This is a genomic window from Lysinibacillus fusiformis, assembly GCF_016925635.1.
GTDB lineage: Bacteria > Bacillota > Bacilli > Bacillales_A > Planococcaceae > Lysinibacillus > Lysinibacillus fusiformis_F.
The window spans coordinates 4,410,711-4,426,585 of sequence record NZ_CP070490.1; the positions used below are offsets into that span (position 1 = coordinate 4,410,711).

Genomic DNA, 15,875 nt, shown 5'->3' on the forward strand with positions numbered 1-15,875 from the left:
TTATTTAGCACTATTATAAAAGCGTATTCGAAAAAAACTCGAATACGCTGCATTAATCTTCCACCGCTTCTAAATAGCCTTGCTGTAAACATGTATCCGTCATAAACTGCTTTATCCCCGTAGCAAATGACAATTTAATCGTGCTACTCGTAACGGCCAAAATTTCGCCATCTCCAAAAATCACATGCTTTACTTTTGAGCCAACGATTAACGCGGATTCGGTTGTAATCGTCCGCTCATTGCGGTATTGCGTTAGTGCTTTCTTTGTACTTTTTGACGCTTTCTTTGGCACTTCCTGTGGTGAGACGATTTGTTTTAACGCCTTCATGAACATCGATGGCACCACACTTGCTTTAAAGCGCTTGCTATATGAAATTAATTCCAAATGATGAATAGCACGTGTGATACCGACATAAAAGAGTCTTGTTTCTTCCTCGATTTCTGCTTCCTTCTCACTAGGTAAAATCCCATCAATTAAATCAATCAAATACACACGGTCAAATTCCAAGCCTTTTGAACTGTGTAATGTTGTTAGTGTAATGGCATTCCATTCATTTTTCGTATGAGACGTACGTGCTAAATTTTCAAGGTATTTCAAACGTCCCGCAAATTCGGTCATCGTTGACGTATGGCGAGCAATTAACCCAAGTACATCCACAATATCTTGTAAATTTTCATAATTAAAACCGAGGTCCTCACTCATTTTCTTTAAGGCACGCTCATAACCAAAGTCATAACGGATATGCTCTAGCATGGCTGTTGGCGTTGTTTTATCAAATTGAATGCTATCATACGTTTTGCGAATCCGCTTAATATATTCAGGCTGATAATCCTTTAACTCCACATGCTCTAACAATAGTGTGAATACACAGCCATCCTCCGGCACTTTCTGCAGCGCATTTAATTGGGATGGTGTAATATAAGCATTCATTTTTCTGTAAACTTTTTCAAATATCGAGATATTTTTTGTATTGTACGCTAGCCGCATGAAGTTCATAATATCCTCCACGACCCAATGCGTGAAAAAGCGAATTGAGGAATCCTTCATATAGAAAGGCAAACCCGCTCTGTCTAAGGCGTCCATAAGCGGAATGGCTGACGTATTATTTCGATATAAAACAGCCGTTGTGCCACGCTTAGACAAATTTTTTAACTGGTTCACTAAATATTTGGCCTGTAAGCTGTAATTCTCTAGGATTTTAAACGAGATTGGCTCTGCTGCAGGATTTTGTGTGAACATTTGTTTGTTATAACGCTTTTTATTTCGCTGAATAAATAAATTAGCTGACTCTACAATCGCTGCAGATGAACGATAGTTTTGTGTCATTAGTAAAACATGTGCCTCCGGATAAATCTTTTGGAAGTTCAACAAATAATCGGGCTCTGCACCGCGCCAGCTATAAATGGCCTGATCCTCATCGGCAACGACGCATAAATTTTGATGGACTGCGACGAGCTTCTCGATGATCGCATGTTGAACTGGCGACGTATCCTGACTTTCATCTGTTAAATAAAAATCATATCGACGTTGATATTGCGCCAACACCTCTCGATTTTTCGTAAAAATATCATTCGCCATTAACAACATATCGTCAAAATCAATCAATAAACGGTCACTACCTGTGCGTTTATATTCCTCATAACGCTGTAAAATCTCGACTTTTCTAGGCACCTTTACTTCGGCTATTGCCCATTCCTGTTCTGGCAGCATTTTATTTTTGACAAACGTTATGTACGTCAGTAGCTCGTCTAACTGATCTTCAGTAATTTTCGAGCCATTTAATTGTTCAAAAATCTCGCGAAGCACTCGTTTTTTTGACATAACACCAGGCTTGTCCGCTTCTTCCATAATCCCATACGAAATGCCCTGACGTTCAAGTGTCTGCCGCACAACTTGAAATGCTAAACTATGAATCGTTGAGAAATCAATCGGTGTCAAATGCGGAAAAAACTTTGCAAAACGTGCTTTCATATCATTTGCCGATGCCTTACTAAACGTGACAGCCTTTATGCGAGAAGGCTTCACACCAAGCGTCTCAATCATATAGCCAATACGCATAATAATCGTCGTTGTTTTTCCTGAACCAGGAGATGCCAAAAGTAACAGCGGACCACTCGTTTGCAATACCGCCTGCTTCTGCACATCATTTAGATAAACGCCAAGTGAACGCTCCTTTTCCTCAAAAAATGCTTTTTGCGCTCCATTCATATCAATTGCTCCGTTCTAAAAAATCTATATTCTATTATACCAGATGATGAGGACTCATCCGAGGAAAGCAAAGAAAGGATAATCATATGTATCAAGCAGCTTTATAATAAGGACACTTAAATGTCCTTTTACGTGTAACTACCAGTAAGTTTTCTATTTCCGCTGGGGATATATTGTACAGAATGGCGTACATTTTTTGTTATTTTTATGCTATACATGCCACATTTAATATTCGTTCCTTAGCAATATTACATCAAATACGTGTAAGGAATATCTTATGTGGATAAATATTGTGCAAATATACTTTAAATAATAAGTAGCACAATTTGTACGAATAACCCTCTTATGAACGATAAATTACTCCCTACTCCCCTAAAATCAAAATGTACGTACATGCATATAGGGTATCAGGGGATTAATTAGCTCTTAGTCGTGGACTTCTGTTTACATAGTGATACCTATATGATAATTTTAGGTTAATTATTAAAAAGGTGGTAAAAAAATGAAGAGAATTCATGTTTTAGGTATAGTTGTTTTAACAGCATTATTGAGTATAAGTGGTACGTTTTTGATTATGAAAAAGAACGATGACAACGAAACTTCTAAAAATGTCGAGAGCGAATTAGATAACGGTCAATCGATTTCAAAAGAAAATGATAAGAAAGAGTTTGTATCGACAGTGGATACGAATTTTGGTTGGGAAAATGCTACATATTCCAAGAAGATTGATGAATGGAAAAGTGGAGATGAACCCTTTGTTGAGAATCTCATGCAAGAAGTTATTCAGCAAATGTCACATCAAAAGGTGATTGCTGATGAAAAAGAGTCATCAATTATGATTACCCCTGAAAGAATTGAAACTTTACTCCAAATGGTACAGTCCAATAAAGATCATTTCGAACACAGAGATAAATATGTAGAGCTATTAAGTCATTGGCAGCAGAATGATTTTTCATCCGTAGACCAAGACCATAATGATATGTGGTATCTTCAAGGCACAAAACAAAGTGGACTAGCCAATGCTATTGCTACAAAAGAACAAGAAAGCGACTATATATTCCGCGTCTTTGGTATTCCAGTAGAAAAACAGAGTTAAATTTCTGTTTTTTTTAATACAGGAAACCCCTTTAGATAAAGCATATCTAAAGGGGCAAAATGGTACGACTTTCTTTTAAATCCTTCACAACATCTAAAGAAGTTCCATCAACTATTTAATCTTTACCGAGTACCTCTGCCAAAATTGGGATAGAAGAAGAGGGGCCTTTTCTTGATACTGCAAGTGAAGCAGCTTTTGAGGCAATGTTAAGGGCATATTTAACATTAGGTTTTTGAGAAATCATACTAAGGAAATAACCCAAGAAAGTATCACCTGCTGCCGTCGTGTCTTTCACCTTGACATTATAGATTTCTTGCTTGTGCTCTTGTACATTGTCTTTATATATGACCCCATTTTTACCTAAAGTCAGCACAATCTTTAAATTACTATAGATTGATAGTAAGTGATTGAGTATTTTATTAGGTGAGCATTCCCCACTAATTTCTTGTCCTTCAATTTCATTCAGTATCAGAAAATCAATTTTCGAAAAGTCTAAATCCTTAATATCCTCGCTTATCGGAGAAGGATTAAACGCAATGGTTAACCCCTTTTTATAAGCTGCATTGATTAGGTATTCCAAGCAGTTTGTTTCGTTTTGTAGAACTAGAAAATCATCCGCATGGAAGTCCTCTAATACTTGATCAATTTGTTCAACCGTTATTTCTTTATTCGCTCCACCATAGAGCAAAATACAATTTTCACCTGTAGGCGCTACTTGAATAAGGGCATGCCCTGTGATCAAACCGTCCTCCTCTATTCCCTCAACATTAACTCCCGCTAATGCTAATTGTTGTTTTAGAAAAAAACCATCTTTGCCAATTTTACCTGCATGAAACACTTGGGCACCAGATTTTGCAAGGGCTAGGGATTGGTTTAATCCTTTTCCACCTGGATATTCCTCATAACTGACCGAAGATAAAGTTTCTCCTTCTTTAACGAGGTGAGGAACTGTATAAACTTTATCAATATTTAATGATCCGAAATTTATAAATTTCATTTACACACCCCATCATGTTAACTTACCAATAATGCTAATAGACGTTTCTTGAATAACTGATTGTCAATAGACTTACAAACTGTTGCATTAGGCATGTGCCCTGCAAATCCATCCGAAATGGCAAGTTTACTACCGTCATTTATGATCACTTGACCATAGGCAGCAGCTTCTGTCGTACACACATAGCAGTAACATAACTTGTCTTCCAAAACGATTTCATCCCATAATACAACACCCATTGCTACGGCATCAGGTAAATCAACCATATGTTCATTACTTCTTTGTAAATTATATTCAAGCAAGGAACGGTTACATTGAACAGAGAACACAGCCTCCTCTTTACCGCTTGCTAGTAATACATCCATATCTTCCTTATTCAAAGCTGCCTCACCTAAACATACATCAAATCCAATGATGGTAGTCGATATACCAGAGTTGAGCATAATACTATATGCCTCTGCATCTACATACACATTAAATTCAGCAACAGGTGTAGTGTTACCAGGGCCAAAGCCAGAAGTACCCATTGTGTAAATATGCTTTACCTTTTTCATGGTCTCTGGTGCTTTTAAAAAAGCAAGGGCAATATTTGTAACAGGACCAATGGTTACAATTTCAATTTCATCAGGGTTATTTTCAATCATTTCAAGGATCGCATCTACCGCATGCATGGTTTCTGGCACAAGGGTAGGATTTATTAAATGACAATCGCCCATTCCGTCTTCACCATGAACATTAACAGCTGTAACTAAATCACGCATAAGTGGTTTGGCTGCCCCAACATAAAGTGGTGGCTTTTGACCATTAGCAACCTCGATAGTCATTAGAGCATTTTTTGTTGCTAATTCAACTGGGACATTGCCACAAACCGTTGTAATCGCCTCTACTTTAAGATTAGTTGATTTTAATGCCATAATTAATGCAACCGCATCATCACTTCCAGTATCTGTGTCAATAATTAATTTCCTCATAACAAGACCTCCAATTCTTATTTGCCCTGATTATATAATTCAATCTATAATGAAAACAGGTCAAATGACCAAAAGCAAAAAGAAGGTGAAAATTTGGATTTTCAAGATATTGTGAATGATGCACCGACGCACATTAAGAAAGAATTTATTTATAGAAGCCACAAGAAAGGAAGCCTCATTATTCACCCGCATGAACAAAATAATTATCTCTATATTCTAACTACAGGGATGGCTGAGGTGTATAGACAAAGCTATGAGGGGGCGATGCTTTCGCTATATATTTATGATTCATATAGTTGCTTTGGGGAAATAGAAATTTTTAATGAAAAAGTGAAAACACTCGGTGTTATTGCGAAACAAAATTGTGAAACGATCGCTATCCATAAAACAAAGGTTTATGAATGGATGAAAATCGATTTTAACTTTAATTTATATATAATGAAACAACTTGCTTCAAAATTAACTTCAAGTTCAGATACTACGGCAAAATTATCATTGCTAACAGTTAAAGATCGTATCTTATTAAGCATACATAATCATTATAAAATCGGTGATTTAGATAACCTTACAAAGCAAATTTTATCAAGTGAGGTCTGTGCACCTATTAGAAGCTTAAATCGCTCCATCGCTCAGTGCATAAATGAGGGCTTGATAAGTTATAAAAATAAAAAATTCGCTATAACTTCAATTGAAGAAATAGAAATGTACCTTGAAATTTTTAGATAAAGATAAAATTCAGGATGATAGTAGTTTTCAGATTAAAAATAGAAGGCTGCCATTCTGTACTATGGTGTCGCCTTCTTATCAAAGCGATAACGCTAGGGTTCGAAACCCTTCTGGCTAATGAAAAGTTCGTCTTCCATAAAATATTGCCGCATTCGTTTATAAACCATTTGATAGATGGACGGATGGTACCAATCTTCCATTTCCAGATTGCTATATAAGGCTTGTACACCCATCCTATGTGTTCGTTTACCACCGCTTCCGTCCCCCATAAAATAATCGTCAATACATACGCGGTTAACCAAGGGACGCAGTATTTCTGCAAAATGCTCGCTGCTTGGTAATACGGGTGCGATGGCAACCTGTGTAGGAATATCGAATTCAGCAAGCTGTTGAAGTGTTTTAAGCCTTGCTGGAATAGGAGGCGCATAGGGCGTAAAATACTTGCGAATATCCTCCCTATCCGTTTCTACTGTCATACTTACCCGCACTTTATCTTTGAATTGTCGCAGTAAATCCATATCTCGACTGACAAGCGGACTTCTTGTCTGTACAAATAGGAAGTCAGGGGGATCCTCTACCATAACTTCCAGTAAAGATCGCGTTACTTTTTCCTTATGCTCTATTAGTTGATACGGGTCTGTACTTGAGGACATAAAAATAGTTACAGGCCCTTTAGCTTTGGCACGATGGAGCTCCCTTTTTAATACATTCGCCGCACCATTTTTAACATCTACCCAACTTCCCCATTCCCCTTCTCGAAAAAGAGATACAGGCATTTGACGTACATAACAATAGGAGCATCCAAATGAACAGCCTGTATAAGGATTGAGTGAATGTGTATAGCCAGAAAGAAAGCCAGTCCCTTTATTCAAAATGGTTTTTGGGTTTTTATAAAAGATTTCACTTTTCATACGGAACCTCCATTCCATGTGTGGCAAGTATTACTTATTGCTAGATGAAGCTCTTTTTTCAAGGTCCAAGAGCAATTTCTTCATTTCTAATCCGCCCCGATAGCCAGTTAAAGAGCCATTCTTTCCTGTTACACGATGGCACGGTATAGTAAGTAAGACCGGATTAGCCCCAATAGCCGCTCCGACAGCACGAACAGCTGCTGGTTTATTTATAGCATAAGCAATGTCAGAATAGGATTTCGTCTGCCCATAAGGGATTTCACAAAGTGCTTGCCAGACGGCTAGCTGAAATGGCGTACCTACATACGCCAATGGTACAGTAAAGGTTTTCCTCTTCCCTTCTAGATACTGAATGATCTCAATAACATAGGGTTCAAGCTTTTCCTCATCTTCAACAAGCGGACTTCCTGGAAAGCGTTTCTTCGCCCATTCAAATAATTCCTCGAATGATTTGTTCTGGGAACCTACAAACACAAGCCCCTTGGAGGTAGAAGCTATAGAAAAATGCCAATCCTCAAACTTTAGTAAAGACCAATACAGTATTGGTTTATTCCTTGTTTCCATCATTCGTTTCCTCCATTTTTCTCATTTGACGAAATTGTGCTGGTGTCTGTCCCGTTTTCTTTTTAAATAAAGTAATAAAATAGGGCACGTTTGCCATACCCACACAGATGGCAATCTCTCCAATCGCTTTATTTGTCTGAATCAAATACTGTTTAGCCACGTGTACGCGAACTTGTTGTATATACGCAACTGGTGTCATGCCTTTAATCTTTTTAAAGGTTCGATGCATATGATAGGGACTTCCATGACAAATCGTTGCTAACGATTCTAGCGTTAATTTTTCAGCAAAATTTTGATCGATGTATGCTGTGATGACATCAACCCACTCACTATCAGGCAGATTTTCATTCGTTGGCTTGCAACGTTTACAAGGGCGAAAATTTGCGCGGAGTGCTTGTTCAGCGTTTGCAAAAATACATACATTTTCTTTTTTCGGCACGCGAGATTTACAGGATGGTTTACAAAATATCCCTGTTGATTTTACAGCATAGAAAAATTGATTGTTGTACGCTGAATCATTATTGAGAATTGCTTGCCACTTTTCATCTGTCATCATGTCTGCATCATTCGAAATTTTATTTTCATCATTAATACGATCCCGCATTTATCTCACCTCTCCTTACAATATACTCCCTAAAAATTCACAATGTACAATTCTGAATATGGAATAGCAAGATATTGAAATTTTTTTATTTAGAATCGTGAAAAATGATGCCAAGACCGTATCGTTCTCCCGCAGTAATCGTACTTACTCCATGACGAACCGTATTTTTGTAATATCCCTTTTTACCTTGAACAGGTCTATGGTTAGTAGGAAAGATGAGCGCACTGCCTTGATCTAATGTAATGACATGTCCCCTACTCTGAGCACGAGGAATTTGTTCCACTAACAGTGATTCACCACCACAAAAGTCTTGTTCGCGTCGATTTAATACAAATACTACTTGAAACGGGAAGAAGATATCCCCATATAAATCTTGATGCAAACAATTAAAGCCACCTGCTTCATACTTTAAGAGTAACGGTGTCGGTCTAGTTTGTTCATATTCTTCACAAGTGTTCAAAAAATCGTGAAGTTGAGCTGGAAACTGCTCTGTTTTCTTTAAATAACCCAACCATCGATTGGCTGTTTTGGCCAATTCTTGATAAAAGGACTCTCTTAAACTTTGGATGATTTCTGGCAATGGATAGGAAAAATATTTGTATTCCCCATCCCCAAAGCGATATCTCGACATATTGATGGTCGTTCTGTATGGCTCTTCGGTACAATACAACCCTATTAAGAATTCACATTCCTCTTTTGTTAAAATCGCTGGAAGCTTTGCAAATCCTTGCTCATCGAGTTCATGTTGAATAGAATCCCAATCTAAGCTCCCGACACGCGTTTTAATAGCTTGGATCATTTTTATTCCCTCCTTAGCTTTCTTAATAACTAACACTATAACCGCATCAATAGAAAAAAATAAGGAGTTTAGAATGGAATAGCAAGATAACAAAATGAGGAAAGATCTTTTTATGATAAAGTAAAATAACAAACTGTGTATGTTGTAAAGGAGAATGAAAAAGTGACATGGCATGAAGTAGATGATGTGATACGCATTACCCTACCTGCAAATTTTGATATGAATGCGAATCTAGGCTATTTAACGAGAGAAAATAATGAATGCATGTATGAAATAGAAAACGATATCATCACAAAAGTGATAGCCATTGGAGAAATTCAGTCATTAGTGCAGATAAGCGTAATCGATAATCAACAAATGATTGTTCAATTCCTAAATGATTCTAAACCTTTTGATCAGTGGAAGCGGGAAGCGATTGTAACATACATTCATGAATGGTTTGATCTTGATAACGATTTAACGCCATTTTATGAAATGGCAAATGCAGACCCAATACTTAAAATGCCTGCCGAAAAATTCTATGGATTGCGAGTTATCGGCATTCCCGATTTATTTGAAGCTTTATGCTGGGGCGTTTTAGGGCAACAAATTAACCTAGCCTTTGCCTATACCTTAAAGAGGCAATTTGTAGAAAGCTTTGGCGATTCTATCGAATGGAATGGTAAAAAGTATTGGATATTCCCATCATACGAACGAATTGCACAGTTAACCCCTACTGACCTAGCAGCTATTAAAATGACGGTTAAAAAAAGTGAATACATCATTGGCATTGCCAGATTAATGGCAAGTGGAGAATTATCAAAGGAACAATTAAAGAAAATGAATTTTAAAGAGGCGGAGAAAAGCTTAATCAAAATACGAGGAATCGGACCTTGGACAGCCAACTATGTGCTAATGCGTTGCCTTAGGCTTCAGACAGCTTTTCCAATTGATGATGTAGGTCTTATTAATTCAATAAAAACAGTACGTAATATGAACCGAAAGCCTACGAAAGATGAAATCTTAGAGCTATCGATTCCATGGAAAAACTGGGAATCCTACGCTACCTTCTTTTTATGGCGTGTTCTTTACTAAATAATGACAACTTTATAACCTTGATTTGAGAGCATGTTTTGAAAAAAATCAATTAAACATGCTCTTATGCAGCTACGTTCTTCGACAATAATGACGAACAATCGCAATGGACACAAAATTCATATTATAGCTGTAAATCTTTAATACAATCCATCGTTGTTTTTATAAACGCTTTGACAGCAGGAAGAGATTGTTTCTTTGACCTAGTAATGATGCTTATTTCACGGAAAGGTTCGGGTAAGAGAGGTTTTACAATGGAACCTTGTAAATTATAGGGTAAAGCTAGTTCTGGTATGATTGTAATGCCTAATCCTTCACGTACCATTGCAATGATCGTTTGATTTTCTTCCACATTAAACTGTATCTTTGGGGAAACTTTTTGTTCTTTTAAAAATTGTTTGACACTCACTTCACATCCTAGCTGGGGCATAATAAAAGCCTCCCCTTGAAGATCTTCCACTTTCACTTGTCCATTTTTTGCAAGATGATGATGATTAGGTACTATAAGGACTAATCGATCTCTTAATAAGGGTATAGCCTCCAAATGAGCCAGGGGGTGACTCAAAGATGTAAAACCGATATCCACTTTCCCCTCTTCCACCCAACGTGTAATTTGCTCATAGCTCCCCTCATAAAAGTTTATTTCAATTCCTTCAAACTCTCCTCTAAACCTTGATATGATCGTTGGCAACACTTTTGAGGCGAAACTAGAAAAGCTGCCAATATTTATTTTTCCGTTTTGTATACCTAAAATAGAAGCGGCCTCTTGTTTAATGCTTTCTGCTTCGGATAAAATATTTCTCATATTTTTGATGATACGTTCTCCACTATCTGTTAAGGAGATGCCATTTCTCCCTCTATTCAAAAGTGTAATACCGAGTTCTGACTCTAATGAAGCGATGTTATGGCTTATGCCCGATTGTGTCATAGCCAATATTTCTCCTGCTTTTGTGAAATTCCCAATATCGACTACTTTGACGAATATTTCTATTTGCAAAAGGTTCACCATATAACCTCCGTATAAGATTTAACTTTCCATTCGACTTCCTCATGTTGATGATTAAAAACATGAATTTTACTTATTAATTCTATCATAATACAATAATCTTAGAATGAAGGAGGAGATAGCAATGAATAAAAAAGTAGCATTTTTTTATGTAGATGCTTTCACAACAGAAACGTTTGGAGGAAATCCAGCTGGTGTTATACCGCATGCAGAAAATTTAACAGATGAGGAAATGCTAAAAATAGCCAATGAATTAAACCTGTCGGAAACAGCCTTTCTTTTACCATCAATAAATGAAAATGCAGATTATAAAATAAGATATTTTACACCTACAAAAGAAGTTGATTTTTGCGGTCACGCTACGTTAGGTACAGCATGGTTAATGGCTAATCAGTACAATTGGATTGATAAGGACGAAAAAATAACCTTTGAATCGAACATTGGACTAATTCCCGTAAAATGGATTACAGAAAACAACCACTTAACGAGCGTGTCTATGACGCAAGTACGCCCCCATGTAAAAAATATAGACATTCGCCCTGAAGTCGTTGCGGATCTTGTAGGAATCCATGAAACTGACATTGATGATCGGTATCCAATAAAAATAGCGAATACAGGTGTCCCACATCTTATGGTTCCAGTTAAAACCCGTCAAGCAATTGACCAAGCAGAACCTAAATTAAACGAGCTTAAAAAGATGAACAATCAATTCAACATATCAACCACTCACCTCTTTACCTTTGACACAAATGGGGAGTTTGATATATATACAAGAGATTTTTGTCCAAATATAGGGATTGATGAAGATCCAGTTACAGGGGCAGCAAACGGTGCATTAGGCGGTTATTTATATCTAGAGAATGTACTAGCTCCACAAGAAAAACATCAATTAGTAATTGGTCAAGGACATACGATCAATAGACCAGGGATTCTTTATGTGACGATTACACCTGATGGAGAGAACGCCGTTATTGAAGTAGCAGGAGCAGCAGTTATTTCAGTAGAGGGGAAAATACTCTTATAAAAATATTTTTCTGAATTTTCCGCATTAATAATCATCATAAAATAAAACTTCTCTAAATTCTTCACTTAAATTTAGAGAAGTCTTATTTATGCCAAAAGAAGATTGTAGTGGTTAGTTTAATGCATTTAAATGCGTTTTTAAGAATTGCATAAATGGTTGCTCGATTAGATCGGATTTTCGTGAGCAAATAAATAAACTTTGCTGAATAGCCGCCTGCTCAACATACACTTGAGCAAGTTTCCCGTTTGTTATACTTTCGGCCACACTATAGGACGGAGCTAAAGTCATGCCATACCCCGCTTCCACTACTTTGATGGATTCATGTAAGCCCTGCATTTGAAGTCCTAGATTAGGTAAAGGCGCATTAAACGTGTAAAAAATGGACTCCAATAAATCGAGTGTCGAGCTACCACGTTCCCGATAAATAAAGTCTTCGTTCGATAATTCATAAATGGAGACCGTTTGATTTGCGAGAGGATGTAAAGGATGGACTATAAACCAAAACGGGATATCCAATACCTTTTCAAACTGTAAATCTTTATGGCCTATTTTACTTTGAACGACGAAACCAAAATCTACTTCATAATTTAGAACTTGTTCTTCCACAGATTGAACATTGCCTAACGATACAAAAAATTCAATTTGAGGATGAGCAAGCTTGTACTTAGCTATGATAGGCGGAAGTATATAATTAATAGGGATGTAAGAGGACGCAATATGTATTTTATCTTCCTTTGCTAAAAATTTACCGAGCTTCTCATCGATTTGTGCTTCTAAATAAAATAAACGCATGCCTTGCTCGTATAAAAACTTCCCCTCTGGCGTTAATTGAATGCCACGTCCTTTGCCTTCAATCAATTTAGCCCCTATTTCATTCTCTAATTTTCGAATTTGAATGGTGACAGCAGGTTGACTAAGTAGCATACTATTCGCTGCTGCAGTAATGCCACCAAGCTTGGCTACATTCGTAAAGATCCTCAATGCATGTAAATTCATTCCATTCACACCTTTCTATCCATAAATTTAATTTATGAATAAGTAATAATTATATATTTGTTTTATGTATAGTTTATCAGTAATTTAAGTATAGAGGTGATTGAATGGAAATTTTACTACAGGAATGGTTATCAGTAAAAGGAATGATTTTGTTTACAATTGGTTTACTCGCAGCCATAATAGGTGTTTTGTTCGGTGCAGCAGGCTTTATTTTGATGCCTTCATTGTTACTCGTTGGCATTCCAATTCATACAACGGTCGCCGTTAATAAATTCGCGACAGATTTATCAGCCCTATCAAATGTTGTTTCGTTTGTCATAAAAGGGCGTTTATCTGTAAAAAAATATTTTTCTCTCATGATCATTTCTAGTTTAGGAGGTGTACTTGGTGCATTATTAGCAATCCTCTTATCGGAACAAATTATGAATGTAGTCGCTTGTATAAGCTTAATTTTCGTATTTATGATTGTCCTTTGCAGTAATAAATGGATTGTCAAAGATGTAAAAGAAACAGAGGAACAACCTTTGAATAAGCTCATTCCATTTGCTATTTCAATTTATGACGGAGGCTTTGGACCAGGCTCAGCTCTTATGAATATAACCTATTTCTTGAAAAAACAATACTCTTATTTAAAAGCAGTTGAATTAACAAGAATGATCTCTTTGTCAAGTTGTACAGGTGCATTTCTCTTTTATTACTTTACTGGTATTGTTAATTGGGGAATTGCTATCCCTGTTTCACTTGGCTCTATTGCTGGCTCTTTCTTAGGCTTAAAAATTATTCCGTACATCCAAACAAAATGGATTCAAATGATATTACCCATCATTTTTTTGTTTTTAATTGTTCAAGTTGTCACGGATTTAATAAAATAAATTTACATACATGCAGAAAACAAGTCCTACCCTTTATATCCGAAATTTAAGGATATAAAAGGCAGAGCTTGTTTTGAATCCGCAATTTACGTTAGAAATAGCTACTGTTAATAGAATAGACGAACAATTTTAGCAATAATACTTTGCATATTTTTTATTTATCTACCGCCACTCACATTTATAATTTCTCCAAGGATGTAATTTGAGGCATCGGAAGAAAGGAAGGCAATTACTTCCGCTATCTCTTTAGGCGCTGCAGCTCTTTTAATTGGTACAGAGGAAGCCATCCGTTCAAGTCGATTGTCGCCAGGAGCAAATTTATCGTGAAAGGGTGTTTCTACCATTCCAGGTGCTACCCCATTAACGATAATTCCATATTCAATTAATTCTCTGGACATGCCAATCGTCATTGTATTGATAGCTCCCTTAGCAGATGCATAATGAATACTTTCCCCTGCCCCACCAATACGTGCAGATGCAGAAGAGACATTAATAATTTTTCCGCATTTCTTCGGAATCATATGTATTAATACAGCTTGAGAGCATAAGAGCACACTGTTGACATTTAGTTTGAACGTTTCTTCCCATAGCTCTTCACTCATCTCCATAAAAGTACTTTGACGAATGCCGCCTCCAGCGTTATTCACTAAGACATCAATCGTGCCGAATGAAGAAATAGCTTGCTCAACCATTGCGTTCACGTCTTCTTTATTCACAATATTAGCTTGAATAGCAATGGCGTCTCCACCTTTTTCTTGAATTCGTTTGACAGCTTCATTGGCACCTTCCACATTTGTATGATAATTGATAATTACTTTAGCCCCTTGATTTGCTACTAGCTCAGCCGTAGCAAATCCAATCCCAGAGCTTGCACCTGTGATAAGAATAACCTTTCCTGACAAGTTATGCATAGCGTCCCACCTAACAAAATGATTTTAATAGTAATTCGTTCATAAACAACTCAATGCTCACGCACCACGATCGTTAGTCACACGATGCTACTACTAGTATATTTTTTAATGATCGTAACTAAAATCGCAAGAAGAAATACAATAAGACTATTAATGAGTAAATAGTAGGCAATGTTCAATCCATAGAATAACGCAAAGGGATCACGAATAAGAATTAGTGCTAATACACTTCCTAGTCCACCAAATACACCTGCCAGTAGTAAAATGATGAAAGCAGCATGATATAGATTTTTCTTTTTTTTGAAGAATAGAAACCCAATCACATTTGCAACAACGAGCAAAAAGCCTATAAGTATGAAGAAAAAACCTTCCATTTAACGCCCTCTTTTCAAAAAAGATTTCGTACTGGCTATCCCTTCCCCTTTGACTCATTATATACAATAAGCGTAACTACTGAATATTAAAGTGGTCCACCCTCAAAACCGATAGGCCAACCATTTTCTTTAAATTTTACTTTATACTGAAATTCAAAGTGACCCTCATAAATAAAAGCCAAACTAAAGCCTGAAAATATATAATTATCAAAGTTAGCCATATTTCCAAAGCTTATTGTGGATAAATAATAGTTCTTCATTTCTTGATTAGGAAAAAACCTATGTAAATACTCTAATGCGCATCTTATATGTAGATGGAGTTCATCGAAAATTCTTTCTGCTAATTCGATTATAACCGCTTCGGGATTTTCATTATTTCCTTGTATACTAATCTCCACATCCTCCCATTCTCCAATATTCATACTGTATAACCACTGTTCCTGAATAAGAAACTTTTCTTTATCATATACAGGGGGATTGACTAGGTTTACTTTTTTGATGTCATCTTGCGTTAACGGTTTAGCAAGAATGAGCTTATTATGCAAAATGTCCTTGATATTAGAGACTATATATTTTGATTTGTTTAATTCTAAAGAGTGCATTTTCCACCTCATAAAGTAAGTTTACCTTAAATTATACCATCATCGCTCTACAACTAACCTACACCATAAGTTCAAAAAAAGAGCTACCTATGTAACTAATTCCAGAATATACAACCGCTTCAAATCTAAACATATCGTT

General features: G+C 36.6%; 17 protein-coding genes. 5 read left to right on the forward strand and 12 right to left on the reverse strand.

Features of this window, described 5'->3' with window-relative positions:
* Positions 1-52 precede the first annotated feature (52 nt).
* Positions 53-2,209, reverse strand: a complete 2,157-nt coding sequence (locus JTI58_RS21685; protein WP_205443646.1) for an ATP-dependent helicase — start codon at positions 2,207-2,209, stop codon at positions 53-55.
* A gap of 502 nt (positions 2,210-2,711) precedes the next feature.
* On the opposite strand from JTI58_RS21685, the gene JTI58_RS21690 reads away from it, so the two are divergent.
* Positions 2,712-3,305: a DUF6241 domain-containing protein gene (locus JTI58_RS21690; RefSeq protein WP_205443647.1), complete on the forward strand. Its 594-nt coding sequence runs from the start codon at positions 2,712-2,714 to the stop codon at positions 3,303-3,305.
* A gap of 115 nt (positions 3,306-3,420) precedes the next feature.
* Here the strand turns inward: JTI58_RS21690 and JTI58_RS21695 are convergent, their stop codons facing one another.
* Entirely contained in the window at positions 3,421-4,302 is an 882-nt protein-coding gene (locus tag JTI58_RS21695) for a ribokinase (RefSeq protein WP_205443649.1), read from the reverse strand.
* 17 nt (positions 4,303-4,319) lie between these two features.
* Complete coding sequence (locus JTI58_RS21700; RefSeq protein ID WP_205443650.1) at positions 4,320-5,273, reverse strand: nucleoside hydrolase; 954 nt, start codon at positions 5,271-5,273, stop codon at positions 4,320-4,322.
* Between the two features lie 93 nt (positions 5,274-5,366).
* Here JTI58_RS21700 and JTI58_RS21705 point away from each other — a divergent pair, with 93 nt between their 5' ends.
* Complete coding sequence (locus JTI58_RS21705; RefSeq protein WP_205443652.1) at positions 5,367-5,999, forward strand: Crp/Fnr family transcriptional regulator; 633 nt, start codon at positions 5,367-5,369, stop codon at positions 5,997-5,999.
* A gap of 92 nt (positions 6,000-6,091) precedes the next feature.
* Here JTI58_RS21705 and JTI58_RS21710 read toward each other — a convergent pair whose 3' ends face one another.
* From JTI58_RS21710 to JTI58_RS21725, 4 genes are all read right to left on the reverse strand, one after another.
* Positions 6,092-6,910 (reverse strand): SPL family radical SAM protein, encoded by an 819-nt coding sequence (locus JTI58_RS21710; RefSeq protein WP_205443653.1) that lies wholly within the window; start codon positions 6,908-6,910, stop codon positions 6,092-6,094.
* 30 nt (positions 6,911-6,940) lie between these two features.
* Positions 6,941-7,474, reverse strand: coding sequence for a methylated-DNA--[protein]-cysteine S-methyltransferase (gene adaB / locus JTI58_RS21715; protein ID WP_205447517.1), 534 nt, complete (start codon positions 7,472-7,474; stop codon positions 6,941-6,943).
* The gene (locus JTI58_RS21720; protein ID WP_205443655.1) at positions 7,458-8,078 is read right to left on the reverse strand and encodes a bifunctional transcriptional activator/DNA repair enzyme AdaA; all 621 of its coding nucleotides are present in this window, start codon (positions 8,076-8,078) and stop codon (positions 7,458-7,460) included. Before JTI58_RS21720 ends, adaB begins: the two co-directional genes overlap by 17 nt.
* Positions 8,079-8,163: 85 nt before the next feature.
* On the reverse strand, positions 8,164-8,877 hold the full coding sequence (locus tag JTI58_RS21725; RefSeq protein ID WP_205443657.1) for a 2OG-Fe(II) oxygenase: 714 nt from the start codon (positions 8,875-8,877) through the stop codon (positions 8,164-8,166).
* Positions 8,878-9,039: 162 nt separating this feature from the next.
* Here JTI58_RS21725 and JTI58_RS21730 point away from each other — a divergent pair, with 162 nt between their 5' ends.
* Positions 9,040-9,951 (forward strand): DNA glycosylase, encoded by a 912-nt coding sequence (locus JTI58_RS21730; protein WP_205443658.1) that lies wholly within the window; start codon positions 9,040-9,042, stop codon positions 9,949-9,951.
* Between the two features lie 124 nt (positions 9,952-10,075).
* Here JTI58_RS21730 and JTI58_RS21735 read toward each other — a convergent pair whose 3' ends face one another.
* Positions 10,076-10,960 (reverse strand): LysR family transcriptional regulator, encoded by an 885-nt coding sequence (locus JTI58_RS21735; RefSeq protein ID WP_243456198.1) that lies wholly within the window; start codon positions 10,958-10,960, stop codon positions 10,076-10,078.
* A 121-nt stretch (positions 10,961-11,081) separates the two neighbouring features.
* Here JTI58_RS21735 and JTI58_RS21740 point away from each other — a divergent pair, with 121 nt between their 5' ends.
* Positions 11,082-11,981, forward strand: a complete 900-nt coding sequence (locus JTI58_RS21740) for a PhzF family phenazine biosynthesis protein (protein ID WP_205443660.1) — start codon at positions 11,082-11,084, stop codon at positions 11,979-11,981.
* A 111-nt stretch (positions 11,982-12,092) separates the two neighbouring features.
* Here JTI58_RS21740 and JTI58_RS21745 read toward each other — a convergent pair whose 3' ends face one another.
* Entirely contained in the window at positions 12,093-12,977 is an 885-nt protein-coding gene (locus JTI58_RS21745; protein ID WP_205443662.1) for a LysR family transcriptional regulator, read from the reverse strand.
* A 104-nt stretch (positions 12,978-13,081) separates the two neighbouring features.
* On the opposite strand from JTI58_RS21745, the gene JTI58_RS21750 reads away from it, so the two are divergent.
* Positions 13,082-13,849 (forward strand): sulfite exporter TauE/SafE family protein, encoded by a 768-nt coding sequence (locus JTI58_RS21750; RefSeq protein WP_205443663.1) that lies wholly within the window; start codon positions 13,082-13,084, stop codon positions 13,847-13,849.
* Positions 13,850-14,007: 158 nt separating this feature from the next.
* On the opposite strand, the gene JTI58_RS21755 is transcribed toward JTI58_RS21750, so the two are convergent.
* From JTI58_RS21755 to JTI58_RS21765, 3 genes are all read right to left on the reverse strand, one after another.
* Positions 14,008-14,760, reverse strand: coding sequence for an SDR family NAD(P)-dependent oxidoreductase (locus JTI58_RS21755; RefSeq protein ID WP_205443664.1), 753 nt, complete (start codon positions 14,758-14,760; stop codon positions 14,008-14,010).
* Positions 14,761-14,837: 77 nt separating this feature from the next.
* A complete protein-coding gene (locus JTI58_RS21760; RefSeq protein ID WP_205443665.1) occupies positions 14,838-15,134 on the reverse strand; it encodes a 3-isopropylmalate dehydrogenase in 297 nt (98 codons plus the stop codon).
* An 86-nt stretch (positions 15,135-15,220) separates the two neighbouring features.
* Positions 15,221-15,736: a hypothetical protein gene (locus JTI58_RS21765; protein WP_205443666.1), complete on the reverse strand. Its 516-nt coding sequence runs from the start codon at positions 15,734-15,736 to the stop codon at positions 15,221-15,223.
* Between the last annotated feature and the right edge of the window lie 139 nt (positions 15,737-15,875).